The 25,460-nt window shown below is 56.7% G+C and carries 21 protein-coding genes; 14 read left to right on the top strand and 7 right to left on the bottom strand.

Features of this window, described 5'->3' with window-relative positions:
* Positions 1-2: 2 nt before the first annotated feature.
* The 12 genes from tssM to VD17_RS11130 all read left to right on the top strand — a co-directional run bounded on the left by tssM (position 3) and on the right by VD17_RS11130 (position 15,732).
* Positions 3-3,527, top strand: coding sequence for a type VI secretion system membrane subunit TssM (gene tssM / locus VD17_RS11190; protein WP_046053869.1), 3,525 nt, complete (start codon positions 3-5; stop codon positions 3,525-3,527).
* A complete protein-coding gene (locus VD17_RS11185) occupies positions 3,527-4,255 on the top strand; it encodes a PP2C family protein-serine/threonine phosphatase (RefSeq protein WP_033059323.1) in 729 nt (242 codons plus the stop codon). The genes tssM and VD17_RS11185 overlap by 1 nt, the downstream gene beginning before the upstream one ends.
* Positions 4,252-5,268 carry a serine/threonine-protein kinase gene (locus VD17_RS11180; protein WP_046053868.1) on the top strand — a complete coding sequence of 339 codons (1,017 nt, stop codon included), beginning with the start codon at positions 4,252-4,254 and terminating at the stop codon, positions 5,266-5,268. The genes VD17_RS11185 and VD17_RS11180 overlap by 4 nt, the downstream gene beginning before the upstream one ends.
* 28 nt (positions 5,269-5,296) lie before the next feature.
* The gene (tssI, locus tag VD17_RS11175) at positions 5,297-7,333 is read left to right on the top strand and encodes a type VI secretion system Vgr family protein (RefSeq protein WP_046053867.1); all 2,037 of its coding nucleotides are present in this window, start codon (positions 5,297-5,299) and stop codon (positions 7,331-7,333) included.
* A 27-nt stretch (positions 7,334-7,360) separates the two neighbouring features.
* The gene (locus tag VD17_RS11170; RefSeq protein WP_052962688.1) at positions 7,361-7,798 is read left to right on the top strand and encodes a hypothetical protein; all 438 of its coding nucleotides are present in this window, start codon (positions 7,361-7,363) and stop codon (positions 7,796-7,798) included.
* Between the two features lie 23 nt (positions 7,799-7,821).
* Positions 7,822-10,965, top strand: a complete 3,144-nt coding sequence (locus tag VD17_RS11160; RefSeq protein ID WP_185753132.1) for a peptidoglycan DD-metalloendopeptidase family protein — start codon at positions 7,822-7,824, stop codon at positions 10,963-10,965.
* Positions 10,955-11,860, top strand: a complete 906-nt coding sequence (locus VD17_RS11155; RefSeq protein ID WP_046053952.1) for a tetratricopeptide repeat protein — start codon at positions 10,955-10,957, stop codon at positions 11,858-11,860. Before VD17_RS11160 ends, VD17_RS11155 begins: the two co-directional genes overlap by 11 nt.
* Before the next feature lie 183 nt (positions 11,861-12,043).
* Positions 12,044-12,793, top strand: a complete 750-nt coding sequence (locus VD17_RS11150) for a lysozyme inhibitor LprI family protein (protein WP_046053865.1) — start codon at positions 12,044-12,046, stop codon at positions 12,791-12,793.
* Between the two features lie 48 nt (positions 12,794-12,841).
* Positions 12,842-13,267 carry a hypothetical protein gene (locus VD17_RS11145; RefSeq protein ID WP_046053864.1) on the top strand — a complete coding sequence of 142 codons (426 nt, stop codon included), beginning with the start codon at positions 12,842-12,844 and terminating at the stop codon, positions 13,265-13,267.
* A gap of 9 nt (positions 13,268-13,276) precedes the next feature.
* Positions 13,277-13,723 carry an XAC2610-related protein gene (locus tag VD17_RS11140; protein WP_046053863.1) on the top strand — a complete coding sequence of 149 codons (447 nt, stop codon included), beginning with the start codon at positions 13,277-13,279 and terminating at the stop codon, positions 13,721-13,723.
* A 99-nt stretch (positions 13,724-13,822) separates the two neighbouring features.
* Positions 13,823-14,284, top strand: coding sequence for a hypothetical protein (locus tag VD17_RS11135; protein WP_259674551.1), 462 nt, complete (start codon positions 13,823-13,825; stop codon positions 14,282-14,284).
* Between the two features lie 80 nt (positions 14,285-14,364).
* Entirely contained in the window at positions 14,365-15,732 is a 1,368-nt protein-coding gene (locus VD17_RS11130; protein ID WP_046053862.1) for a lysozyme inhibitor LprI family protein, read from the top strand.
* Between the two features lie 59 nt (positions 15,733-15,791).
* Here VD17_RS11130 and VD17_RS11125 read toward each other — a convergent pair whose 3' ends face one another.
* Complete coding sequence (locus VD17_RS11125; RefSeq protein ID WP_046053861.1) at positions 15,792-16,175, bottom strand: DUF6124 family protein; 384 nt, start codon at positions 16,173-16,175, stop codon at positions 15,792-15,794.
* Between the two features lie 578 nt (positions 16,176-16,753).
* On the opposite strand from VD17_RS11125, the gene VD17_RS11120 reads away from it, so the two are divergent.
* Positions 16,754-17,143, top strand: coding sequence for a hypothetical protein (locus tag VD17_RS11120; RefSeq protein ID WP_046053860.1), 390 nt, complete (start codon positions 16,754-16,756; stop codon positions 17,141-17,143).
* A gap of 254 nt (positions 17,144-17,397) precedes the next feature.
* Here VD17_RS11120 and VD17_RS11115 read toward each other — a convergent pair whose 3' ends face one another.
* The 6 genes from VD17_RS11115 to exbB form a co-directional block, all read right to left on the bottom strand.
* The gene (locus VD17_RS11115) at positions 17,398-18,798 is read right to left on the bottom strand and encodes an aminoacyl-tRNA deacylase and HDOD domain-containing protein (RefSeq protein WP_046053859.1); all 1,401 of its coding nucleotides are present in this window, start codon (positions 18,796-18,798) and stop codon (positions 17,398-17,400) included.
* A gap of 78 nt (positions 18,799-18,876) precedes the next feature.
* Positions 18,877-20,952 carry an ATP-dependent DNA helicase RecG gene (gene recG, locus VD17_RS11110; protein WP_046053858.1) on the bottom strand — a complete coding sequence of 692 codons (2,076 nt, stop codon included), beginning with the start codon at positions 20,950-20,952 and terminating at the stop codon, positions 18,877-18,879.
* Between the two features lie 9 nt (positions 20,953-20,961).
* Positions 20,962-21,891 (bottom strand): hydrogen peroxide-inducible genes activator, encoded by a 930-nt coding sequence (locus tag VD17_RS11105; RefSeq protein WP_008150125.1) that lies wholly within the window; start codon positions 21,889-21,891, stop codon positions 20,962-20,964.
* 274 nt (positions 21,892-22,165) lie between these two features.
* A complete protein-coding gene (locus tag VD17_RS11100; RefSeq protein WP_046053857.1) occupies positions 22,166-22,915 on the bottom strand; it encodes a TonB family protein in 750 nt (249 codons plus the stop codon).
* Entirely contained in the window at positions 22,912-23,340 is a 429-nt protein-coding gene (exbD, locus tag VD17_RS11095; protein ID WP_008150131.1) for a TonB system transport protein ExbD, read from the bottom strand. The genes VD17_RS11100 and exbD overlap by 4 nt, the downstream gene beginning before the upstream one ends.
* A 6-nt stretch (positions 23,341-23,346) precedes the next feature.
* Entirely contained in the window at positions 23,347-24,321 is a 975-nt protein-coding gene (exbB, locus tag VD17_RS11090) for a tonB-system energizer ExbB (protein ID WP_046053856.1), read from the bottom strand.
* A 189-nt stretch (positions 24,322-24,510) separates the two neighbouring features.
* On the opposite strand from exbB, the gene VD17_RS11085 reads away from it, so the two are divergent.
* A complete protein-coding gene (locus VD17_RS11085) occupies positions 24,511-25,368 on the top strand; it encodes an SDR family oxidoreductase (protein ID WP_046053855.1) in 858 nt (285 codons plus the stop codon).
* The last annotated feature ends 92 nt before the right edge of the window (positions 25,369-25,460 follow it).

Genomic DNA, 25,460 nt, shown 5'->3' with positions numbered 1-25,460 from the left:
TGATGAAAAAGTTTTTCAAGAAAGTCGGCGCATTCCTGCGCCAGACCTGGGTCTGGACCTTGCTGCTGGTGCTGTTCGTCGCGCTGCTGGTGTGGTTCGTCGGGCCACTGCTGGCGGTCAATGACTACAAGTTCTGGGAAGGTTCGACCTCCCGCCTGCTGACCATCAGTGTGCTGTTCCTGATCTGGGGCCTGACCATGGTCTTCGTCAGCTGGCGCGCTGGCGTACGCAAAAAGGCTATCGAAGACACCGAAGACGGCCAGGACCGTATCCGCCGTGAAGAGTTGATCGACGAAGAGCAGAAAGAGCTTCGCGTACGCTTCAAGGATGCGTTGAAAACCCTGAAGACCTCGAGCCTCTATCGCGGTCGCAGCGAACGCTGGCGCAACGATTTGCCGTGGTACTTGCTGATCGGCCCGCAGGGCAGCGGCAAGACCAGCCTGCTGGACTTTTCGGGCCTTGAGTTTCCGATCAACAAGATCGACCGCAAACTGACCCGCGACACCCTCGGCACCCGTCATTGCGACTGGTATTTCGCCGACCACGGTGTGCTGATCGACACCGCCGGGCGTTACTTGACCCAGCCGGATGCCGAAGTCGATGGCAGCGCCTGGAGCACCTTGCTCGACCTGCTGCGCAAGCGCCGCCGTAACCGTCCGTTGAACGGCGTGCTGGTGACCATTCCGGTAGAAATGCTGCTGGGCAACACCGAGCAAGACCTCGATACCCTGGCTCGCCAGGTGCGTGCTCGTCTGCAAGATGTGCATCAGAAACTGCACGTCGATGTGCCGGTTTACCTTGTGTTGAGCAAGGCTGACAAGCTGCTCGGTTTCGACGAGTTCTTCGATCAGCTGACCCGCGAAGAAAGCGATCAGGTGCTCGGCACCAGCTTCCGCAAAGAGCAGAGCGGCACCGATGTCGCTGTGCTGCGCTCCGAGTTCGAAGAGCTGCTGCGTCGGCTGAACAGCCAAGTGATCATGCGCATGCACCAGGAGCGCGACACCCAGCGCCGTGGCCGCATCCTCGACTTCCCGCATCAATTGGGGCAGATCGGCGAGCGTTTGTGCCTGTTCGTCGACATGGCGTTCACCGGTAACCGCTACCAGCGTGTCAGCCAGTTGCGCGGTTTCTACCTGACCAGCGCACCGCACCTGACTCAAGAGATGGACCAGACCACCGCCGGCATCGGCGCCAATCTGGGGATGAACGCTGGCATGCTGCCGACCTTGCGCAGTGGTCGCTCGCGGTTCATTCACCATTTGCTCAGCCGGGTGATTTTCCCCGAGGCCGATCTGGCCGGTCTGGACAAGCGCGAACGCAGCCGCATCCATTGGGGCCAACGTGCCCTGTACGTAGGCGCATTGGCGGCACTGGCGCTGTTCGGCATGCTGTGGGCAGGCGGTTTCTCCGCCAACTACGAGCGTCTGGAAAACCTGCGCAACCTCGCCACCAACTGGACGCAACAACGCTCGGCCCTGACCGCGCGTGATGATTCCATGGCGGTACTCAAGCCCCTCGACAGCAGCTACGCGGCGACTCAGGTCTTCCCGAACAAAGGTGACGTGTCGTACCACGAACGCGGTGGTTTGTATCAGGGCGAAGAGGTCAATCCGGTGGTCAAGGAAGCCTACGAGCGAGAGCTTGAAGCGCAACTGCTGCCGAAGGTCGCAACACTGCTGGAAGGGCAGATCCGCGCCAACATGAAGGACCGCGAACGCTTGCTCAACAGCCTGCGTGCGTACCTGATGCTGAACATGAAGGATCGCCGCGACGGTCCGTGGCTCAAGGATTGGGTCGCTACCGAATGGTCCCAGCGTTACGCTGGTAACACGACGGTGCAAAACGGTTTGAACACGCACTTTGAGCGCTTGCTCAAGCAGCCGTTTATCTACCCGCTGAACGATCAACTGGTGGCTCAGGCGCGTCAGGTATTGCGCAGTGAGTCGCTGGCCAACGTGGTTTACCGGATGCTGCGCGAGCAGGCTCGCAACCTGCCGGAGTACCGCTTGAGCCAACACATGGGTCCGCAAGCTTCATTGTTTGTCGGCACCGAATACGTGATCCCGGGTTTCTACACCCAACAGGGTTATCAGCAGTACTTCTCGGTTCAGGGCTCTGCGCTGGTCACCGATCTCCTGCGTGACAACTGGGTGTTGGGCGAAGGCTCGGGCATCAGCGGCATGGACTTGCGTCGCCTGATGGTCGAACTGGAGCAACTGTACTTCCGCGACTACGCCAACTTCTGGAGTGAAGCGGTCGGCCAGGTGGCCTTGCCACCGATCAGCGACGCCGGTGAAGGCGCCGAGCAACTGGCGGGCCTGACCTCGGCTAATTCTCCAGTGCTGCAACTGCTGGTGGAAGTGCGCGAGAACACCCGTTTTGCGGCGACTGCCGACACTGCCGAGGACGCCGCCGATGCGGCCGCGAAACTGGCAGAGAAGGGCGGCAAACTCGGCAAACTGGTTGCATCGGCTGCCGACCAGGCAGCGGACATGGCCAAGAACCTGCCGGACACCGCGAAGAAATCCCTGCAACGTCGCTTCGAACCGCTGCACCGTTTGCTGGACGACAACAACGGCCCGGCCGCTGATTTGACCCCAGCACTCGCAGCACTCAACGACCTGCAACTGCAACTGGCGAGCCTCGCTCGTGCCAGTGCGCCGGAACAGGCTGCGTTCGAAATGGCCAAGACCCGCATGAGCGGCCAGCGTGATGCGCTGAGCAACCTGCGCAATGCCTCGAACCGTCTGCCGCGTCCGGTCAGCGTGTGGTTCAACGTCCTGGCTGAAGACACCTGGCGTCTGGTGCTGAACGATTCCTACCAGTACCTGAACCAGCGTTATCAGAGCGAGCTGTACAGCTTCTATGGCAAGGCGATCAACAAGCGTTACCCGTTCAGCGCCCACAGCACCAGCGACGTTGCGATCAGTGACTTCCGCGAGTTCTTCAAGGCGCAGGGCATCAACGATCGCTTCTTTGATACCTACATGCGTCCGTTCGTGAGTGGCGATCCAGGCAACTACCGTCTGCGCAGCATCGACGGTCACAGCATGCCGATCTCCAAGGTCTACCTCGACCAGATGGCCGCAGCACAAGTGATTCGCCAGAGCTTCTTCTCGATCAATCCGGCCGAGCCGCAAGTGCAATTCAAACTGGAGCCGTACACCCTCGACCCGGCCGTCAGCCGTTCCGAGTTCAAGTTCGGCGACAAGACCATCGAATACCGCCACGGCCCGATCGTGCCGGTGTCGTTCAAATGGCCGACCGATGCTGAAGACGGTCGCACCAGCCTGGTCCTCGACAAAATGGCCGGCCGCCCGATCGGCATCGAGAAGAACACCGGCCCATGGTCGCTGTTCCGTCTATTCGACCTGATGCAGACCGAGTACCTGAGCGGTCGCGATGTGCTGGTACTGAAAGCTGACGTAGGCGGCCTGCGCGCCAACTACTTGCTGTCGAGCCAGCGCACACCGAACCCGTTCGACATGGGCGTGCTGCGTACCTTCCGTATGCCGGTGCAGCTCTGATGCTGGTTGCCAGTCCCTGGCGCAGCGCTGCGCGTACCGATCCGGGCAAGGTTCGGGCGCGCAACGAAGATGCTTTTCTCGACTGCCCACAGCAGGGGCTGTGGGTGGTCGCGGACGGCATGGGCGGTCATCAGGGTGGCGACATCGCCAGCCAGTTGATCGTCGCCAGCCTGGCGGAATTGCCGGTGCAGGACGACTTCGACGAACGACTCAAAGGCATACGCCAGTGCCTGCACTGGCTCAACCGTCGCTTGGGTCAGGAGTTGACTGTCACGGCCGGGCGCCACGACAGCATCATGGGCAGCACCGTGGTGGCGCTGCTCGTAGAAGGTAGTCGCGCGGCCTGCATCTGGGCCGGCGATAGCCGTTGCTACCTGTGGCGTGGTCAGCGTTTGTATCAGCTGTCCAAGGACCATTCGCTGCAACAGCAACTCATCGACGAGCAAAACATGAGCGTCGAGGACGCCCGTGCGCATCCTTCCGCCCATGCGCTGACCCGTGCGGTCGGCGCCGCCGATGTGCTGACGCTGGACGTGCTCGAACTCGAGGTTTACCCCGGCGATGCGTTTCTATTGTGCAGCGATGGCTTGTACCAGGGGCTGAGCACTGATGCGTTGGGCAACGCCCTGAGCCTGACCGCGCCGCACGTTGCGCTGGAGCGTCTGTTCGACGGCGCCCTGCGTGGCTCGGCCCGGGACAATTTGACTGCTGTGGTGATCCGAAAATGACTCAACTCATGCCGCCGCTCGACGACCTGCTGGTGAGCGAAGAGCAAGACAGTAACCTGACTTACTTTGCGTTCGCCAAGTCTCTAAACGACAAGCCGCATAAGGCCGAACCCGCGCTGGCGCCGACCAAGGCCAGCATCGGTGAAATGCCCGACGTGCTCGCAGGCCGTTACCGCATCGAGCGCCTGCTCGGTGCTGGTGGCATGGGCGCGGTTTACCGCGCACGGGATCTGCTGAGCGAGCAGTTCGGCGATCCCGACCCTTACATCGCGCTGAAAATCCTCAGCGAAGAATTTGCCGAATCGCCGGACGCCAGTGCCTTGCTCTACAGCGAGTTCGCCCTGACCCGACGCCTGCGCCACGACAACGTGCTGCGTTTGCACAGCTTTGAAGTGGACACCGACTGCCAGCGCGCCTTCATCACCATGGAACTCATGCGTGGGCTGACCCTGGACAAATTACTCTGCGAGCGGCCGCTGGGCCTGCCGTGGAAAGAACTGCGCGACATCGCGCTACCGCTGCTCGACGCGCTGGCCTTCGCCCACGCTCGTGGCGTGCTGCACGGTGACATGAAGCCAAGCAACGTCATGCTCAGCGAAGAAGGCGTGCGCCTGTTCGACTTCGGTCTGGGCCAGGCCGAGGAGGGCATCCTGCCCGGCCTGCCACACCTGAGCCGCCACCGCTTCAACGCCTGGACCCCCGGCTACGCCGCCCCCGAACTGCTCGAAGGCCAACCGCTGACGGCCAGTGCGGACGTGTACGGCGTGGCTTGCGTGCTCTACGAATTGGCGAGCGGCAAACACCCGTTCCGCCGCTTGCCCTCGACCGAGGCCCGCGACGGCCACCTCGAACGCGAGCTGCACGCCCCCAGGAATCTCCCGAAACACTGCTGGCCAGCCCTGCGAACGGCGCTGGCTTTCGATGCGGCCAAGCGCACCATCACCGCCGCCCAATTGCGTGACGCCATGGGCGCCACTTCGACTTTGCTGCAACGCCTGCGACTGCGGGCGTAACGGATGACTACCGAACAGGGAGCAAGCAATGTTCAACTCCGCTAACGAAACCCACTTCAGCCTGACCGTCGAAGACTACGTCGGCGACCTGCAAGTGCTGTCGTTCACCGGCACCGAAGGCATCAGCCAGCCGTATCGCTTCGACCTGGAACTGGTCAGCGAAAACCCCGATCTGGACCTGGAAAAGCTCCTGCACAAACAGGCCTTTCTGGCGTTCGATCCGAAGGGTTCCGGCATCCACGGCCAGATCTACCGCGTCGCCCAAGGCGATGCCGGCAAACGCCTGACCCGCTACAAAATCTCCCTGGTGCCGCAACTGCAATACCTGCACCACCGCACCAACCAACGCATCTACCAGCAGATGTCCGCGCCGAAAATCATCGCGCTGATCCTCGACGAGCACGGCATCAAAGGCAACGCCTACAACTTCCAGCTCAGCCAACCGTGCCCGGATCGCGACTACTGCGTGCAGTACGACGAAACCGACCTGCATTTCGTCCAGCGCCTGTGCGAAGAAGAAGGCATTCACTACCACTTCCAGCACAGCTCCAAAGGTCATCTGTTGGTATTCGGCGATGACCAGACCGTGTTCCCCAAACTCGGCCAGCCCACCGCGTATGTGCAAGGCAGCGGCATGGTCGCCGACGAGCCGGTGATCAAAGGCTTCAAACTGCGCCTTGAAACCCGCACCGGCCGCGTCACCCGCCGCGACTACGACTTCGAAAAACCACGCCTGCAACTCGAATCCACCTACAAACCCGAAGCACAAAGCGACGAGCCAGACCTCGAAGACTACGACTACCCCGGCCGCTTCATCGACCGCGCACGCGGCAAATTCCTCAGCCAACGCGCCCTCGAACGCCACCGCGCCGACTACCGCCAAGCCGAAGGCAACGGCGATCAGACCACGCTGGTCAGCGGTCATTTCCTGGAACTCTCCGACCACCCACGCACCGAGTGGAACGACCTCTGGCTGCTCACCGAAATCTTCCACGAAGGCAAACAACCGCAAGTCCTCGAAGAGTCGGTCACCAGCGACACCACCGCCAACAAGGACGACTTCCACCAAGGCTACCGCAACCGCTTCCTCGCCACCCCGTGGGACGTGTTCTACCGCCCGGCCCTGCAACACCCGAAACCGCGTGTCCTCGGCAGCCAGACCGCCATGGTCACCGGGCCCAAAGGTGAAGAGATTCACTGCGACCAGTACGGCCGCATCAAGGTGCAATTCCACTGGGACCGCGAAGGCCTCGCCGACGACAAAACCAGCTGCTGGATGCGCGTCTCCTCCAGTTGGGCCGGCGACCGCTACGGCGCCATCGCCATCCCGCGCATTGGCATGGAAGTGCTGGTGACATTCCTTGAAGGGGATCCTGATCAGCCGTTGGTGACCGGTTGCCTATACCACAAGGAAAACCAGGTTCCCTACGACCTGCCGGCGAATAAAACCCGCACCGTGTTCAAAACCCTCAGCTCACCGGGCGGCGGCGGGTTCAATGAACTGCGGATTGAGGACAAGAAAGGCGCGGAACAGATCTTCATCCATGCCCAGCGGGATTGGGATGAAAACGTTGAGCATGATCAGAAGATTCGGGTGGGGAATGAGCGCCACGATACCGTGGAGAAGAACACCTACACCGAGCTGAAGGCGGAAGAGCATCGGACCACGATTGCTGATCGCAAGACTGAAGTGCGGATGGATGACCACCTGACGATTGGGCAGAACCAGCATGTGAAGCTGGGGACTGCGCAACTGACTAGTGTTGGGAAAGAGATTCATCTGAAGGCTGGGGACAAGATTGTGATTGAGGCTGGGATGGAGCTCACCGTGAAGGCGGGTGGGAGCTTTATCAAACTCGATGCTGGGGGGATTACGGTTGTTGGGCCGGTGGTGAAGATTAATGCCGGTGGGTCTGCTGGGAGTGGGACGGGGATTGGGATTAAACCGCCGGTGCTGCCGGGGGCTGCGGATAAGGATAAGGCGGGGAGTTTGATGGATCAGGCGTTGGGGAACGCGGTGCCTGAGAAGGTTAAACCAAAGGCTTTTTTTGTGTTTTCTGAGTGATTAATAATTCAACTCAAGGATCTGTTTATGAAATGTCAATTGCGCTTCACTCTCGCACTGGTTATATCAGCGTTCGGGCTTTTTTCAAGCAATGCGATTGCAGGCGGAGCTGATGTAAGTTCATGCCCGTCGAAGGATTTTTCAGCTTTTTTAGGTTCTTATTTGGAGAGCTCTTCTGTACAGCAGGAGTTTACTCATACCCCCTTGAAAAAATTAATAACGGTAGACGCCGAACCTGAGCCAGAGCAAAAAATAGTTTTTTTGGAAAAACAAAAGCTGAAGTTCCCTATAGTTCCTGGAAAAGAGAAACGAACTGCGGACGGTCTTGAAGTTGAAGTTCTAGAGGTGTCCAACGGTATTGCAAAAGTAAAAATTGAAAAGCCAGATACCGACTACCAGGTTTTCTATATGTTTAAGTTGGAAGCGTGTTGGTTTTTGGATGAAGTTCAAGATTACTCGCTTTGATAGAAATTTAAAAAGGAAGTTATATGTCTTTCAATGAAGTGATGCTCCGTGTTCTGCCCCCGGTTGATGGCCACCAGCCTCATATAACGGGAGTCTATGGCGAGCAACGTGCGAGTGGCCCTCATGGAGGGACAGATTTTAATTATATTGGTGGCCAAAATGGCATCAATCTGCAGAATCCAAAAGTTTATGCGCCAATTGCAGGCACAGTCACATTTACTGGTGGGAACTATGGCACGATAAAAATAAAAGATGCGGATGGCAACAGTCATGAGATTTTGCATACAAGCAGTCACATGGTAAGTCAGGGAGCAACCGTTGCTGCAGGTGACGAGATCGGAACAATGGGGGGGAAGGGGCCGAATGGTGTGACCCAATATCCACGTCATGTTCACTATCAAATGAAGGGTCCCAATGGGAACCTCATTAGCCCTGAAGTGTGGTGGAGCCAACAGGAAGCAGCCGCAAGTCCTGCGGCCGCTCCGGCTTCTTCACCTAATGAGGGGCCTACACCACTGATGAACTTTCAATACCCATTCCGAAAGGCAGATGGTAAGCAGTTCACTGATGCAGAAGATGTTTACAAAGCGCTTGAGAGCGAAAAATCAGGGCATTACCTATTGGGTAGCAATAGATTCTGGCATGGCGGCATTCACATCAGCGATGCAAGTGCTCCGCAATGTGTATTGAATGAGCCGATACGCTGCATGGCGGATGGAGAAGTCGTTGCCTATCGCCTTAATGACGATTATTTGGAGTCGACCTTCGGTGATAACGAGAAAAAACTGAAGTACTCCAACTCGTTTTGCTTGGTGCGCCATGAATACAAATCGGCGCCAAATCCGGAAGAAGGTTCGAATAAAGGTAAGCAAAATACCCTGAACTTCTACAGTCTCTACATGCACTTGCTGCCTTATCAACGGTATCCGCTAACGCCTCAGGAAAAGCCGAAGCCAAAAATTACTATGAAAGTAGGTGACTTCAAGGCGTACGACGAAGCACCTTTATCAAGCCAAATCGCTTCGCCCGGAAAGCTTGCTAACGGTACGAAACTGGAGATCGTCGACCAGAAAGACGTTGGCAACCTTACTTATGCCAAAGGGAAAATCCTGTCCGGTAGCGTTAAAAGTGGATCTCATAAAGTACGCAACGTAGGTCGTGAGGTCTGGTTCGCCTATATGAAAGACGGCGATCCTTACAGAAACTCGAAAGGTGATCGCATCTGGGTAGCAGATGCCATACCGGAGCGCACAAGACCAAATTACTGGCAAGGTAAAGTCAAAGCCCAAGCCACAAAGCGACTGCCTATTTTCCAGGCCCCGACAGATCCAACAAACGGAAAACCCGTTGGAGCGCCCGTGGCCGGAAATCTTGAGTTGGTTGCTAATAGCGTCATCGAGTTCGACAGTAAGACGGTCGTCAACCTAGTAGTCGGTAACGAGTTGCGGCGCATGGCTTCATGCACATTGGTATCCGGAGGCGTCTGGCAGCCCATCGGGAATGCGCCGGCGACATTCTGGACAATCGTGGAAAATGATCCGTCCAACCAGTTCGTGCGATGGGAGGTCACACCTATTGATTTCGACAGTGTCGTTTCAAACAGTACCGGTATCAAGGCTGGCGACCCGATAGGTTATTTGGGACTCACCGAGAACCTCACTGGCGAAGACGGTGGTGTGGCCAGTAAATATCAAGTGCATGTCGAAATTTTCACGGCCGAAGCTGACGTCAAAGAGTTCTTGAAGAACACAGCCGGATTGAAGGTCGGCAAGCAGTATCTGTATCTGCCAACAGGGACCGAGTTGAAGAAAAAGGCACCGGCGACTGGTAATACGCTGCTCAAGAAGGATCACTCGGTGGATTTGGGCAAGGCGCCGGTTATCAAGCAAGGCACCGACGACTACTACGAAGTCACTCTCACCGAAGACGATCAGGCGGTCAGCGGGGTGGTCAAAAAGGCAGATGCACAGATCATTACGCAACATGACTGGGAGAAACTGGGCTTTCAGATCGTTGAGGAGGCGAACGCCACTGCGGATGGCTTTCTCGATCCGGAGGATATGCCGCAGTTCTTCAAGGAACTCTTTGCAAAAATCGATAAGAACCATGACGGTGAAGTCGACCCAGGTGAGCTTGCTGATGCGTTGAAAAACACCGATACCCGGACGCATTGGTCAAAACTCATTGCCCATCACCCGACAGAGTGGAAAGAAAAAGCTGATTCTCCAAAATGGAGCAAGCTTGATAAATTGCTGGAAAATTCACCGAAAACGCTCAAGCATGAGAAAGAAAGAATCAGCAACTATGTGTTTTGGGGAGAGCTAATTGGAAAGGCCGCTATAAGCACCGACATTGTTTGGCATTTTCACTCCATTGCTTTTGTGGAAAACGTGTTGTCGGCTCTCTGTACTCCTCTCAGTAAGGCAAAGGAAATCGCACTATTGGTTTCTTCTGGGTACGAGGGGAAAAGCAAGCTTGACTATGAGGCTCTGGCAGGTAATTTCGACGGGCAAGGCATGTCTTTTGGCGTTATTCAATGGAACTTCGGCCAAGGCACACTGGGGCCGGTCTTGTTGGAAATGCGTGCAGCCGATCAAGCGAAATTCGATGGCTGCTTCGGCACGAACATGAATTTTCAGGCGTTGATCAATTCGTTGAACGCTGCAAATATTTCGGCACAAATGAGCTGGGCCTCGGGAGTTATTGCCAACAATAATTCGGGGTGGAAATCCGCGTTTAAAAAAATAGGAGAAGTCGAGGCTTTCCAGAAAATTCAGCTGAATCATGCAGCGAAATACAACGACAACGTTACCTCTTGCATCAAATTAATGCGAGAGCTGGCGCCGCAGCTAATGGTCAAGATTCAGTTGCGTACTTACTGTGCGCTGTACGATTTGTGCGTTCAACAAAACAATTTATCGAAGGCAGAGGAATTGATTCGGACAGAATTTCCGACAGCCAATATTACGACGCAAAAAGAGCTGTTGATTTTTGTATGCAAGAAACGCGCGGAAAAGGCCACTACGGCCTATCGGGCTGATGCTTTCAGCCGGCGTATGGGGATCATCCAAGGGAAGAAATACACTGCGACAATGAGTGGCAATACTTCCACACGGGAAAATACTAACTACGGAATAATTGTTGAGGGCGACATTTGTGAACTTTAAAGGGCATTGGTTGTTTGTATTTCTCCTGCTTGCCTCCTCCGCATGGGGTGAAAGTAAAAAGCTGACGTGTGACCCTGATACAAACATTTGTTCAGTCTCCGTCCCCGAGAATTTTTGCGGTTCTGAAGGTTTGCCAAAGTCAAAGTGGGACATCAGAAGCCAAAGCTATATACTGAGCTGCGAGTGTGATTGTACCGCTCAGGAAAACAGTTTTTGGTTTATTGACAAAAATGGCAGCGTACAAACACTTGAAGCGAGTAAGGTTGTAAGCGGTCTGGACATTGCAAGAAACAAATCCGGAATTCCGGACGCCTTCGGGGTAGTACCTTACTGTCAACCAGTAAAAGTTGATGCTAATCAACTTATTTATCTGCAGAAAGTCCCAAGCGTTTCTGGGCAGCCACAACCGTACTGTTATTCAACTCTCAAATATGATGAAGCGCAAGTTTGCACTACTTCAGACTGCGTGCAGAAGCAGAAACTGGTTGCGAGTATCGCTGAGAGGTTAAAAGAAGAATCCCTCGCTGAGTTTAAAAATGCTACGTCCAGACTTTATAAAAGCAAGAGAGCTTTTGTTGATTTTCCGAAGCGGGAGTTTATTGAACGGTATGTTGGTGACTACGGCTATTCAAGCGCCAATCAGCAAACATTTAATGATATAGGTTATTTTTGGCAGCAAGCCGGATTCAATGGTGATGCCATTTGGCTGTTGACCAAGGTCCTTACTGAAAACCCCAAGCGTATTGTGGCGTATCTGAATATTGCAGACGCTTACTGGTCTGAGGGTGACAAGGCAGCAGCGGCAAAAAATTATAAGCGGTATGAAGAACTCATGACTGCGGACGGTAAGCAGCAAAAAATTCCTGAGCGAGTTAAGCAAAGGGTGGCTTTTTAGTAATAAATTGGACCTAGTGTTGAGCGATTTATTTTTAGTGAAAGTAAATCGCTCAATTCACATGGAATAAGAAGTTGACCTGAAAATGACGGGTTTAATTATGATATAGGCTTGGCTGTTGATAAGTAAGGTTGTTTCATTTTTCGCTGTTTTGTTATTATGTTTTTATAAGGCTGCCAGTAAATGAAGGTTATAAAGTTCAGCTTCGTTATTTTATTTTCGTTGCTGTCATCCATTGTCAAAGCAGAAGGCACGATGATTGCGACCGTGCTTCAGGCCGATTTTTCAAAAGATCCAGAAATACGGCTGCTTGTCAGGATTATAGATGTAAGTGGCGGGTCAGATTCGCCCTCTATGGCCGTTCGTAACCAATGCCTGGAGAGGGTGAAGTCGTCTGATCGTCCCGGACCGGACCCATGTTTCTCAATAGAGATAACTGAGAGTAAGAAACAGCGGACCATTGTCCGACAAGCACTAATCAATGATCCTCAGCGCGCAATCGATCCTATCTATCTGGAGATTGTTTATCGCTCGGAAGTTAGTGCGAGCGATCCGACAAATCACCATGGGCGATCTGCGTTGCTGAGAATCGAAGAAAACGGCTTATACAATTGGAATAATGAGACAAAGCAGGCATTGGCGGATGTGGTATGGCCATCCTCGCCCGATGGAGTGCTTAATGTGGTACTTGCCGATGCAGATGCGCTGCTTAACTCCGTATATCGGGATCGTATAGCTCGCTTAAACGAAAGCGCACAGAAAGGGCTGAGAGATACCCAGAGAGCCTGGATGAGATTTCGAGATGCGGAATGCCTAATGGACACGAAATCGTATACAACAATATTCGGTGAGTTTCCTGATACATGTTTAATACGCGCGACGATAGAGCGAGCCCGCCAACTGGCTATGGCGCCGGATAAGAATAAGCGTTGAGACATAAGTCTGAAAGCTAGCTCGTAGATTTATGGGGTTTTGATAAGTATGAAATGGTCGTTGTTTACCTTTTTGGCGTTATTTTCTTTCACCGCCCACAGCGAAGTCACCACCCAAATCATCTGCTTCGAACTCTCACAATCCAACCCAGTAAAGTTCGAATTCCGTACCTTCTACGACCACTCCAGCAAGTGGTCAGGTGGCTTCGTCAAGTACGCCAAGTCGAACGTCCCCATTACCCTTGTGTTGACAGATTCCCAGAGTGAAATACTCGACCCAGAGGCGCCTTGGCAGCACACCATGACCTGGTCAGAAGTCGTGGGAGGCAAGGTCACGGGAACCTATGAAGAGGTGACCCAAGGGGCGCAGATCGTCTCGATGCTGTACACGAAGAAGTCCAGTGGCAAGGAGTACAGCTTCATGATTAACACCAGTATCGACTCTTCTTTGGAAGCTGGATGTAAGTGGGAATAGGGCGAGTACATGCGATTCAAGTATCTAGCCCTATCATTGCTCGGCCTGCTGTGGACGGCACCAGTGTTTGCCGATGTAATCACATTCAGCCCAACCAAAAACGTCGAAGCGACGCTCGTGTTGGAAGGTCCCATGCTAACAGTCGCCGTTAAACGCGAGGCCCATAACGAATCCCGGACAATCGACTTTCAAGCTGAAAACGAATTGCATGTGCAGATCAATGATTTCAATTTCGACGGTATGAAGGATTTCGCTGTCTCGCAAATTGATGACGGAATGGGCACTTTCGATTACTACAGGATTTTTGTTTACCAACCAAAATCCAGCACCTTTGAGGAGTTACAGCCCGATTGCGGCGATGGTTTCGTCAATCTTCGTATAGAGAGCAAACGTAAAGCGTTGATCAGTACCTACTGGGAAATGAATGTTCCAAACCAATGCGTGACTCGCTTTTAGAAGCGTAGAACCTGAACGAATCAAGTATTAAACACGGTGAAAAATTTAATTTTGAATAGGCTGCTTTTATTGCTCGTAAGTTGGATGCCAGTTACAGCCATGGCATCGGTTCTTTGCAATCCTGAGAACGACTCCAAATACTTCCTTTCACAATGGTCGGATAGAGGCGATGGTCCCGAAGACATAGTTTCGAGCTTCGACGGGAAAGAGTTTTCCGTTGATCCTGGTCACGTCGTGTACCGCGGCGATCTCAATGGCGATGGCGTCGAAGATTTTATCTTCAACTCCCGTGTAGGTATCGGTTCGTCCATGGACAGCACATTCGCCTTTCTGATCCAGTGCCGTGGCTACCTGAAGCATGCGGGTGGTGATTACTTTGCCGGGGTCAAGGTGCTGGATGATGCTCCCAAGGATGGTGGCGATTTCAAGGATATCGAGATCTACTCCTACATCAGAAACTCCCTCGGTCAGATTCGATACAAAGACGACAAAGCGATTACCCGCCCTCATCTGTGGCGTTTTAATCCTCAGGCACAGCGCTATGAAGGGCAATCCGAGTAAGCCGCTGATGTGTATGTACCCAATTTTTCCCCAGATTAGGTTGCTTGGATTTCATCTGAATAGATCAAGGATAGAAGACAGTGAAACGCTTTTTTTTAGGGGCTCTTTGTGCACTGACATGCCAGGCCGTTCTACCGGTTTCAGTCGCACTTGCTCGGGACGAATGCACCGAGAACACCACAAGCCAACAAGTTGATAAGTGCTCTGAGGTATCGAAGGTTGCTGCCGACTCACAGTTGAATACGAGTTATCACCAGCTGATGGCTCGACTCGAAACTCAGTATCAAGCCGAACCCGACACGGGGACAGCGTATACGGCGAAGGTCAAAGAAGCACAGCGCGCGTGGATAAAGCTGCGTGACGCAAATTGTCCGCTCGAAGCGTTTGAGATTAAGTCGGGTACTTCTGCCTACGTGACGACCGTGAATAACTGCGTCGCGAGAATGAGCCGCGAGCGTTCAGTCTTTCTAGACAATACTGCGCCCGACATCGTGAGTGGTTCGGCTGTTGGGCGTGGGTCAGATGTCTCGTGTCCATCTCAGGACTTTGCTCAGTTTCTACCGGTGTTTTCCGCTAATGCTGAATCCCAGAGGCGCCTCACTGCGCTGGCGGTGAAGATGCTGGTGTTAAAGCGTACAGAAGACCCGGGCCGATTCGAACCGTCCATTACTGGGGAAACAGGCTCCAGTTTGGCGTTTCCGTTGATGGCTGCGGTGGGGAAAGGCAAGACTGAAGGGGTTGAGATCGAACAAGTCGACGACAGTCACGTTAACGTTGTGGATAAACGAGCGGGTAACAGCAACATCAAGATTTTTAACTTTTCTCGAAAGGCGTGCTGGGCGCTTGTGGGGGTCGAAGACTGGTCAATCAGCGAGAAGGAGCTTGTTGCATCCAGTAAACCCGGAATGAGCCGCGCCGAAAGCTTCTGCTATCAACGTGCAGAGGGGGTGGGTGGTTTAGGCGCGATGGAGCAATACCGGCTGACTAAAGATCTGTTTGAAGCGTCCCTGGAAAACTATGTATGCGCTGCAGAGTCGGGTGATCCACAGGCGAGTTTGTCGGCGGCAAGTTTGAGTCTTTCGCAGATGGCGCCTCAATTGGAAACCAGCAAGCTTGAGGCTTTGTTCAAAGCGGCATCGACGACAGCGAGCGGCGCGCTGGGTTATGCCACGTACTTTTGTAACGGTAATTCCACCGACTATAACGGCCCTTGCCTGCACCCCGAGGAGGCAGAAAGGGAAGTTATTCGCGCGGTTTCCATGGGCTCCACAGATGCGATGAACTATCTGGGTTCTTCTTTTGAAAGTGGCCAATTGGGAACGAAGGATCTGTCCCGGGCGTTGGCCTGTTATCAGTTGTCCGCTGATAAAGGCCGCCCGCAGGGTAGCGACGGTGTGAAGCGCTTGGTTTCGCAAGGCTCAGACATAAAGGCCAGTCACTGCCTGTGAATTTCGCTGTTCAGCAAGAAGGGGGACGCGAAGCCCCCCGTTCTCTATTCGCGAAGTTGCTACGCCTTCGCCCGATGCTCCGTCGGATTCGGCAAATCAATGTGATCCAGTGCTCGTTCCACTAACAGATGTACGCCGTCTGCCATCCTGCTGAGTGCCAAGGCGACTGATCGACGTGAGCCTTCCACACCGTCGGCCAAGTCGGCGGCGATGGCGCTGATGGACAGCAAATCTTCTGAAGCATTGGCCAGGAGGGTTTCGGTGTGGAGGTCGGGAGCGACGATGAAGAGGCCGCCATTGCGACGTTTAGGTTTTTTATCTGCCGGTGTGCCGAGGTGAAGATCGAGGGCGCGTTCGGCGGCTTCGTGGAGTTTTTTCGAATCGAGGGATTCGTAGGGAGATGTGGCTTCGTGTTCTGGAGGATTCGGTGTTGGCTTGATCATAGATGTAGCTCCTGGAATTAAGAGACCGACACCGTTTCGCTTTGCACTTCGAAAGAGGTGGCAGCTGTGCGTTGGTGTGCAAGACCGATCCAGGAACCGGCAGACCCGAAGGTCTCCGACGCACAGCCGCCATAACGATCCGCGAGCATAGGAAAACGCTCGACGAATAGCCATAAGCAATTGCGCACCTGGATTCGGACTTGCACGTCCGTGTCACCGATTTTGCGGCGACCACCAGAGACTATCGGTGATACCGAAGACTGCCTAGTTCACGGATCGCCCGGCGTGTTGAAGGAAATGTCCGAGAGGTTTGAGGGGATCAAGATCAAAAGATCGCAGCCTTCGGCAACTCCTACAGGATTGTGTTTCTTCAGGTGTGGGGACGGTGTTGGGAGGTGACGCGGAGCGTCACGGGATGCATTCCTTTGCTGCGCGTGGGAGCGATCAGGTTGGCGTGACTTGGTAGTCATTGGCGTCAAAAAGACGGGCATCTTCTTCTAACGCAACCCGACAGTGGCGTTCTTGCTTGAAGCCGCTACACTGCGCCGGCCGTTCATTTTCCTTTTGAGGCTGTGCGCATGAAATTTCGTTTTCTTCTGTGGATGCTGGGTTTGTTGATGGCTAAGGCCAGTCGGACTAATCCTGCGTTTCAGCAGCAGTTGGGTGACAAGGAATTGGTGTTTCAGCTACAGACCCTGGAAGGGAAAGTGGCGCGGCATTTCTTTGTGAAGGATCAGCGAATTACCAGCAAGTCCGGCGTGTATGCCGAGCCAGCGTTTGCGATTGCCTTTAAAGACGCGGCGTATGGCTTTGCCACGATGCAGGCGAAGAACAAGCAGTTGGCGTTTATGACGGGGATTCAGGATAAGTCGATTCAGATCAAGGGCAACCCGGCGCTGGTGATCTGGTTCCAGGGGCTGACCAAGTATTTGAAGCCGCGGAAGGCGAAGGCTAAAGCCAAGGCTTGATTCGAGTGATTGACCCTGTGGCGAGGGAGCTTGCTCCCGCTGGGCTGCGAAGCGGCCCTGAAGCCTGAGACTGGGTTGTATCAGGCGTACTGTGTTGGCTGGGTTTGCGACTGCTGCGCAGCCGAACGGGGATAAATCCCCTCGCCACAGGGTTTAGTGTCATTCAGTTGGATTGAGTTGGATTCATCGCGGGCAAGCCCGCTCCCACAGGGATCGCGTAAATCCTGTGGGAGCGTGGCTTGCCCGCGATACTTTTAGGGCTGGGTGAATTGCGAAGCCAGTTCGCGCAGCAGCACTTCAGCCTCAAGCACTTTGCTGACGACGTCGTTGGCCTTGTCGCGGGTCAGGCCTACGCGCTCTAGCAGCGCGTCGGGGATGTCTTCGTCGGGCCCGGAGCCGATGCCACGGCTACGCAGCAAGCGCACAGCCAGGCACACGAGGTTTGGGTACTCGGCGTAGTCGCCGTCGTAGCTTGGGTCGTGCTGGAAGCGCAACGCGGTGGCCAGTTCTTCTGGCATGTCCCAGTAGCGCATCAGCCACGAGCCGATCTGTTCGCGGCTGATGCCCAGCAAGTGTTGTTCGACGTAGCTGTGGCAGAGGTGCGGGTTGACCTCCAGGTGGCGGCAGATCAGCGAGAAGTGTGGCGGGAAGACGTGGGCCAGCAGCAAGTAGCCGAAGTTGTGCAGCAGGCCGGCGAGGTAGGTCAGGCCGGCTTCCGGGCGCTGGGCGCGCGGCATGGCGCGGGTCAGGCCTTCGATGACGGCGGCGGTGTAGATCGATTGCTGCCAGTACGGCGTGGTGTGTTGCGGGTGGTCTTTGGGCAGGCTCAGGGTTTTGCCCAGGGCCAGGCCCAGCGCCAGGTTGATCACCAGGTCGAAACCCAGCACCCGGACGATGGCGTCTTCCACTGAACGAATTTTGCCCGGCGACGCGTAGTACGGCGACGCTGCCCAGCTCACAACCTGTGCGGCCAGGGCCGGGTCGGTTTCGACGACGCCGGTGATGTCGTCGATGGTAGCGTTGGGGTCGACGCGCAGTTTGATGATTTTCTGCGCGGTCTCGGCCAGCGGCGGAATTTCGATGGTCTCTTCCAGACGTTGCTGGATGCGCCGCGCGGTGAACGCTTGAACGGCTTGGGTGATTTCCTCGCGGTCATCGTGGGGGCGGTCGAGGTTCGGGCGAATGCTGGTCAGGGCTTCGCCGAAGTTGGCGGCGCTGGCCTTGGTCAACATGGTCTTGAAGTCTTCGCTGGTGATCTCCAGCAACACGCCCGGCTCGCCCGCGTTGATCAGCAACTTCGGCTCGCGCAGCAGGCTTTCTTCATACAGGCACGGTGAGCTGGTGAGCGCCGGCATGCCGGGCAGCAGGCTCAGGTTGTGTTTGCCGAGCATTTTTACCAGCCGTTCGGTGGACACGGCGGTGAGGCGGCGGCCCGTCAGTTCGGCGAGGCTATTGAGGTCCAGCAATTGGCTCTGCGGGAACAGCACCATGAGGGTGCCCACGGCGTCATCAAGCAGAACAGCCTGCACTTTGCGTGCGGCGTTCAGGCCGTGATGGTCGAGGACTTCTTCGTAGGCGATACTCAGTTTGCCCAGCATCAGCCGAATAACCGACGGAGCGTGCGGGGTGGCGGGTGCGAGGGCAACTTCGGTCATGGTCTGTATCCGTTTTAAAACAATGGCAGGAGTATAACCAGCTTGCTCAGAACGGTGGTTCAGAAACTGCGACGGTGCTCACACTTGGCCGTATTGCTGCCCATGACGTAGCCAGCGGTCGAGCAGCGGGCTGACGTGATCCGGCCAGCGTTCCAGCAGCGCTTGGGCGGCATCTCGCACGGCGGGCAGCAGGTCGGCGTCGCGCATCAGGTCAGCGACCTTGAATTGCAGCAGGCCGGTCTGACGCGTGCCGAGCATTTCGCCGGGGCCGCGCAGCTCGAGGTCTTTTTCGGCGATGACAAACCCGTCGTTGGTTTCGCGCATGATGCCCAGGCGCTGACGACCGATCTGTGACAGCGGCGGATGGTAAAGCAGCACGCAATGACTGGCGGCGCTGCCTCGACCCACACGACCGCGCAACTGGTGCAATTGCGCGAGGCCGAGGCGTTCGGGGTTTTCGATGATCATCAGGCTGGCGTTGGGCACGTCGACGCCGACTTCAATCACCGTGGTGGCGACCAGCAGTTGCAAGTTGCCGGCCTTGAATTCGGCCATGACCGCAGCTTTCTCGACGGGCTTCATGCGGCCGTGGATCAGCCCGACCTTCAGCTCGCCGAGGGCGGCGGTGAGGTCTTCGTAAGTGGTTTCGGCAGCCTGGCAAGTCAGCTCTTCCGACTCTTCAATCAGCGTGCACACCCAATAGGCCTGGCGCCCTTCAGCGCAGGCGCCGCGCACCCGCTCGATGACTTCGACGCGCCGGGTATCGGTGATCAGCACGGTGTTCACTGGGGTCCGGCCGGGCGGCAGTTCGTCGAGGATCGAGGTGTCGAGGTCGGCGTAGGCGCTCATGGCCAGCGTCCGGGGGATCGGCGTGGCGGTCATGATCAACTGATGCGGACACATCCGCCCGCCGACACCTTTCTGCCGCAACGCCAGCCGTTGCTGCACACCGAAACGGTGCTGTTCGTCGATGATCGCCAGCGCGAGGTTCTTGAACTGCACTTCGTCCTGGAACAGCGCGTGGGTGCCGACCACCATGGATGCGCCGTTGGCGATCTGCTCCAGTGCGGCCACGCGGTTCTTGCCTTTTAGCTTGCCGGCCAGCCACGCGACTTCAATGCCCAGCGGTTCGAGCCAGCGTTTGAAGGTGATGAAGTGCTGCTCGGCGAGAATTTCGGTGGGCGCCATTAGCGCGACTTGATAGCCGGCCTCCAAGGCCTGGAGTGCGGCGAGGGCAGCGACCACGGTTTTGCCCGCGCCGACGTCGCCCTGAATCAGCCGCAACATGGGCTCGTGCTGACTGAGGTCGTAGGCGATTTCGTTACCGACCCGTTGCTGAGCGCCGGTCGGAGTGAAACCAAGGTTGGCCAGATACTGGGCCGGCAGCTTGCTGGCTTTCGGCATTGCTGGCGCTCGCAGGGAGCGCATGCTCTCGCGCAGACGTTGCTGGGACAGTTGATGGGTCAGCAGTTCTTCGAAAGCCAGACGGTGCTGCGCCCAGTGATGACCGAGGGCGAGTTCGTCGACGTCGGCATCGGCGGGCGGGTGATGCAGGTAGCGGATCGCATCGGCCAGCGGCGCCAGTTGATAGTCCCGCGCCAGTTCGTTCGGCAGCCAGTCGGGCAGGCTGGTGGGGCCGAGCATCGTCAGGGTTTGCATGCACAGTTGGCGCAAGCGCTGTTGAGTCAGGCCTTCGGTGAGCGGGTAAACCGGGGTCAGGGTTTCGTCCACCGGCGGCGGCTCGTCGCCGGTAATTGCGCGGTATTCCGGGTGATAGATTTCCAGCCCCGACGCACCGGGCCGCGCTTCGCCGTAGCAACGAATGCGTGTGCCGCGTTTAAGGCCTTCTTTCTGAGCGTTGCTGAAATGGTAGAAACGCAGGCTGAGCCCGCCGGTGCCGTCCTGCAGGCGCACCACCAGGCTTCGGCGACGGCCCATGACCACGTCGGCGCCGCTGACGGTGCCTTCGATCACGGCGTCTTGCCCGGGTCGCAAATGGCCGATCGGGACCACACGAGTGCGGTCCTGATAACGCAACGGCAGGTGAAAAAGCACGTCCTGGAGATTCTCCAGGCCGACTTTGGCCAATTTCTCGGCCATGGCTTCGCCGACACCCTTGAGTGCCGTCACCGACACTTGCGACAACTCGGTCATGGCAGCGACTTAGGCCGCAACCACCGGTGCTTGCGGCTTGGCCACCGAGCACAGGCGAATGGAGTCAGCGAGGATTTCAATCGCCTTCGGCCGCGGGAAGCTCGCGCGCCAGGCGATGGCCACGGTGCGGAACGGCACAGGAGGCGTCAGTGGGCGCACTTCGATCACGCCGGGAGCGTAGTGATGGCTGTCGACTGCCGACAGCGGCAGGATCGAGATGCCGAGGCCGGACGCAACCATGTGGCGGATGGTTTCCAGGGAGCTGGATTCCACTGTGGTGTGCTTGGCGCCGTCGTTGCCTTTGGCCAGGGTCGGGCAGGCTTCCAGCACTTGATCGCGGAAGCAGTGACCTTCGCCGAGCAGCAGCAGGCTCTTGTCGTTGAGCAGGGCGGCGTCGATGGATTCTTTTTGGGTCCATGGGTGCTGGGCCGGCATCAGGACGTAGAACGGCTCGTCGTAGAGTTGCAGGGTCAGCACATCGGCTTCGTTGAACGGCAGGGCGATGATGATCGCGTCGAGCTCGCCGTTGCGCAGTTTGTCGCGCAGCACGTGGGTGAAGTTTTCTTCGATGTACAACGGCATCTGCGGGGCGACCCGGTGCAGTTGTGGGATCAGGTGCGGAAACAGGTACGGGCCGACGGTGTAGATGGCGCCGACTTTCAGCGGCGCGGTCAGCTGGTTCTTGCCGGCCTGGGCCAGTTCGCGGATGCCTTGGGCCTGTTCCAGCACTTTCTGCGCCTGGGCGACAATGCCTTCGCCGACCGGGGTCAGGCGCACGGCGCTCTTGCTGCGCTCGAAAATCAGCACACCGAGTTCGTCTTCAAGCTTTTTCACGCCCACCGACAGGGTCGGCTGGCTGACATGGCAACGCTCGGCCGCGTGGCCGAAGTGCTGCTCTTGGGCGAGGGTAACGATGTAGCGTAATTCTGTAAGAGTCATAGCAAGCGTCCATGAAGTTGCTAGCCAAGCATACCGGCTGCAATCGATAGACGCACGTTATCAGACTGAGTGCGTTGAGTGACACAGGGCAAAGCAGGTTTGCCGCGGGCGGATATGCAAAAGGCACCTTTCGGTGCCTTCCTCGGATGTTGAAAGCACCGTAGAACCTGTGGGAGCGAGCTTGCTCGCGATGAGGCCATAACATTCAACATCTTCATTGACTATCACGCCGTCATCGCGAGCAAGCTCGCTCCCACATTGGTACGGCGTTGTTTTAACGTCGGCGTTTTTCCAGCGAGTAAACAAACGGTGCAACGATTTCGATGGCGCCATTGGTCAACATGTCGGCCGGTGGCTTCGGCAGTGGTTGGGCGCGCTTGATCATTTCCAGGGTGGCCCGGTCCAGATCGGCAGTGCCAGAGCCGCCCACCAGTTCGAACGACAACACGTTACCTTCGGCATCCACCACGAAGCGCAGACGGTTCATGCCTTCCTTGCCCCGCGCCTGCGCACTGGCCGGGTACTTCTTGTACTTGGCCAAGTGAGCGAGCAGGGTGCCTTGCCAGCTGGCCTTGGCCGCTTGCTGCGCCGGTGATGGGCCCGGTGCCGGCTGGGCGGATTTCTCCGTTGGCGCCTGAGTCGGTTGCGCGTCGCTCGGTTTTTCCTCAGGCGGCTTCTCTTTAGGCGGTTCCGGCTTTTTCTCCACAGGCTTGGGCGGTTGAGGCTTTGGCTTGGGTTTGACCGGTTTCGGCACGGCGATCTCGGCCTTTGGCACTTCAGCCAGCTTCGGTATCGGCAGTTCTTCTACCGGGGCGGGTGGCTGCGGCGGCGTTATGACCTTTGGCGGTGCCGGCGGTGGCGGGGCCGGAACCGGCGCCAACTCGACCATCATCGCCTGCGGTGGCAGCTCGATCGGTGGGCGCGACGTCCAGTTCAGCGCCAGCGCAATGGCCAGCGCATGGACGCCCAGCACCACGGCCAGGCTCCCGCTATAACGCGTCAGCTTTTGGCGCGTCGTGATCATTTCTTGACTGCCGTCTCGAGTCCGACCAGACCCACCTTCAGGTAACCGGCAGAGCGCAGGTTGTCCATCACGCTCATCAGGTCGCCGTAATCCACGCCTTTATCGGCCTGGAAGAAGATCGTCGTGTCTTTCTTGCCTTTGGTCCTGGCGTCGAGGGTGGCGCCGAGTGCTTCGGCCTTCACCTCGTCTTCGCCGAGGAACAGGCGTTGGTCAGCCTTGACGCTGAGGAACACCGGTTTCTCTGGACGCGGCGCCGGTTTGGCGCTGGAAGCGGGCAGGTCGACCTTGATGTCCACGGTGGCGAGCGGGGCCGCCACCATGAAGATGATCAACAGCACCAGCATCACGTCGATGAACGGCGTGACGTTGATTTCGTGATTCTCGGCCAGATCGTCGTCTGCGCCTTCTTTCAAATGCAAGCCCATGGCTGATTACCCTACTTTGACCATGTGGGGTTGCGTGGAGCGCTCGGTGGTCGGCAGGTGATCGAGGTCACGGCTGACCAGCAGCAGGACTTCAGCCGAGGCATCGGATACTTGCGCCTTGTAACCGGCAATGGAGCGGGCAAAGACGTTGTAGATCACTACGGCTGGAATCGCTGCAACCAGACCCAGCGCGGTTGCCAGCAGGGCTTCGGCGATGCCGGGAGCCACGACGGCGAGGTTGGTGGTCTGGGTTTTGGCGATGCCGATGAAGCTGTTCATGATGCCCCACACGGTGCCGAACAAACCTACGAACGGCGCTGTGGAACCGATGGTGGCGAGTACGCCGGTGCCGCTGCTCATGTTGCGACCGCAGGCTGCAACCAGACGCTCAAGGCGGAAGGCAACGCGTTCCTTGATGCCTTCTTTCTCGCGGCTGTTGACCGACAAACGCATCTCTTCCAGCGCGTCATGCACCAGCAAATTGGCGAGGGTGCCTTGCTTGGTGGCTGTCACACTGGCTTCTTTGAGCGTGGTGGCTTTTTTCAGGTGGACGATTTCGTTACGCAGACGACGCTTGGCACCCATCAGCTCGAAACCCTTGGCGATCCAGATGGTCCAGGTGATGATCGAGGCGATGGCCAGACCGATCATCACGATTTTCACGATGATGTCGGCGTTCTGGTACATGCCCCACGGCGACAGGTCGTGGGCCATGCCCAGAGTGTTGTCGGCTTCGAGGACTTCCGGAACGTCTTCGGCGGTGGTGTCTACGGCTTGGGCCGGGTCGATCGCAGCCGGGGTAACGGCCGGTGCGGCGTGATCGGCAGGAGCTGGAGCAACAGTGGTTGCCGGAGCGGCTGGCGCTTGTGCGTCAGCGAAAGCGGCGGTTGGCGCCAGCATCAGGCTGAGCAGCAGGGCGGCCACTGCGCTCCAGGCGCGAGGTCGTTTGGTTGGCGAAGCGGGGAATTGATTGCGTGTCATGCTGGCCGGACCTGAGAAAGAAAAACGGTAGATGCTCTTCCAGGCCTCGTGAGGCCGAGAACAAAAGTGGCTGGCATTATTGCAATTAATTCTTGTTAACAAAAGTAATAGCGTCTCTTTTTTTCCTCCATTACTAGCCGCTCATCCATTTTGGGCGCTAGTCTGTACCTTTCTTGAGGGAGTTTTCTGATGTCCGCGCCTTCTGTTTTGATCGCCGGCTGCGGTGATGTTGGCAGTCGTCTGGCTACGCAATTGGTCGCTTGCGGGTGGGAGGTTCATGGCCTGAGGCGTGACGTTTCACGCTTGCCCGAGGGAGTCATTGGCGTTGCCGGTGACTTGTTCAATGAAGAATGTCCGGCGACCTGGCCAGTCGGTGCGGTGGATTACCTGGTGTATTGCGCGGCCGCCACCGATCACGATGAAGCCGGTTATCGCGCTGCTTATGTGCAGGGCTTGCAGCATGTGCTTGAGTGGCTGAACGACTATGGGCAGGTGCCCAATCGCCTGCTGTTTGTTTCCAGCAGCAGTGTGTATGGCCAGCAGGATGGCGAGTGGGTTGATGAGACTTCGCCGACCATTGCAGCAGGTTTTTCAGGTCGATTGATGCTGGAGGCTGAGCAAGTGGCACTCCAAAGCGGCATTCCGGCCAGCATCGTACGCTTGACCGGCATTTACGGACCGGGTCGCGAACGGCTGCTGACGCAGGTTCGTCAGGGTTATCGCGTGGCGATTGATCCACCGCTGTACGGTAACCGTATTCACGCCGACGATGCGGCGGGGTTGATGGCGTTTTTGCTTGAGGCTGATCGACGCGGTGTGGCGCTGGATGACGTCTACATCGGCGTGGACGATGCGCCTGCGCCGCTGGCCGAAGTGGTGGGCTGGTTGCGTGAGTATCTGGGCGTGACCGAATGGGCTGAAGATGAGAGCGTGCGTCGCACTGGCAGCAAACAGTGCAGTAATGCTCGGGCGAAGGCCTTGGGCTGGACGCCGAAGTACCCAAGCTATCGCGAAGGTTATGTGGCGATCCTTGAAGGGCGCTGCTAACTTCTGTCACCCCAAACCAAATGTGGGAGCGAGCTTGCTCGCGATAGCGGAGTGTCAGTCAACATAGTTATTTACTGACAGACTGCAATCGC

Source organism: Pseudomonas fluorescens, from assembly GCF_000968015.1.
In the GTDB taxonomy this organism is placed as follows: domain Bacteria; phylum Pseudomonadota; class Gammaproteobacteria; order Pseudomonadales; family Pseudomonadaceae; genus Aquipseudomonas; species Aquipseudomonas fluorescens_W.
Note: the sequence above shows the minus strand (reverse complement) of the source record. Positions and strands in the feature narration are given on the sequence as shown.

Bases quoted from the DNA above. Each gene is read 5' to 3' on its own strand.
- tssM (WP_046053869.1), top strand. From the start codon at position 3: ATGAAAAAGTTTTTCAAGAAAGTCGGCGCATTCCTGCGCCAGACCTGG.
- VD17_RS11135 (WP_259674551.1), top strand. From the start codon at position 13,823: ATGGCATCGGTTCTTTGCAATCCTGAGAACGACTCCAAATACTTCCTT.
- VD17_RS11160 (WP_185753132.1), top strand. From the start codon at position 7,822: ATGTCTTTCAATGAAGTGATGCTCCGTGTTCTGCCCCCGGTTGATGGC.
- VD17_RS11125 (WP_046053861.1), bottom strand. From the start codon at position 16,175: ATGATCAAGCCAACACCGAATCCTCCAGAACACGAAGCCACATCTCCC.
- VD17_RS11150 (WP_046053865.1), top strand. From the start codon at position 12,044: ATGAAGGTTATAAAGTTCAGCTTCGTTATTTTATTTTCGTTGCTGTCA.
- VD17_RS11170 (WP_052962688.1), top strand. From the start codon at position 7,361: ATGAAATGTCAATTGCGCTTCACTCTCGCACTGGTTATATCAGCGTTC.
- VD17_RS11105 (WP_008150125.1), bottom strand. From the start codon at position 21,891: ATGACTCTTACAGAATTACGCTACATCGTTACCCTCGCCCAAGAGCAG.
- recG (WP_046053858.1), bottom strand. From the start codon at position 20,952: ATGACCGAGTTGTCGCAAGTGTCGGTGACGGCACTCAAGGGTGTCGGC.
- VD17_RS11180 (WP_046053868.1), top strand. From the start codon at position 4,252: ATGACTCAACTCATGCCGCCGCTCGACGACCTGCTGGTGAGCGAAGAG.
- VD17_RS11100 (WP_046053857.1), bottom strand. From the start codon at position 22,915: ATGATCACGACGCGCCAAAAGCTGACGCGTTATAGCGGGAGCCTGGCC.
- VD17_RS11145 (WP_046053864.1), top strand. From the start codon at position 12,842: ATGAAATGGTCGTTGTTTACCTTTTTGGCGTTATTTTCTTTCACCGCC.
- VD17_RS11185 (WP_033059323.1), top strand. From the start codon at position 3,527: ATGCTGGTTGCCAGTCCCTGGCGCAGCGCTGCGCGTACCGATCCGGGC.
- VD17_RS11115 (WP_046053859.1), bottom strand. From the start codon at position 18,798: ATGACCGAAGTTGCCCTCGCACCCGCCACCCCGCACGCTCCGTCGGTT.
- tssI (WP_046053867.1), top strand. From the start codon at position 5,297: ATGTTCAACTCCGCTAACGAAACCCACTTCAGCCTGACCGTCGAAGAC.
- exbD (WP_008150131.1), bottom strand. From the start codon at position 23,340: ATGGGCTTGCATTTGAAAGAAGGCGCAGACGACGATCTGGCCGAGAAT.
- VD17_RS11120 (WP_046053860.1), top strand. From the start codon at position 16,754: ATGAAATTTCGTTTTCTTCTGTGGATGCTGGGTTTGTTGATGGCTAAG.
- VD17_RS11085 (WP_046053855.1), top strand. From the start codon at position 24,511: ATGTCCGCGCCTTCTGTTTTGATCGCCGGCTGCGGTGATGTTGGCAGT.
- VD17_RS11140 (WP_046053863.1), top strand. From the start codon at position 13,277: ATGCGATTCAAGTATCTAGCCCTATCATTGCTCGGCCTGCTGTGGACG.
- exbB (WP_046053856.1), bottom strand. From the start codon at position 24,321: ATGACACGCAATCAATTCCCCGCTTCGCCAACCAAACGACCTCGCGCC.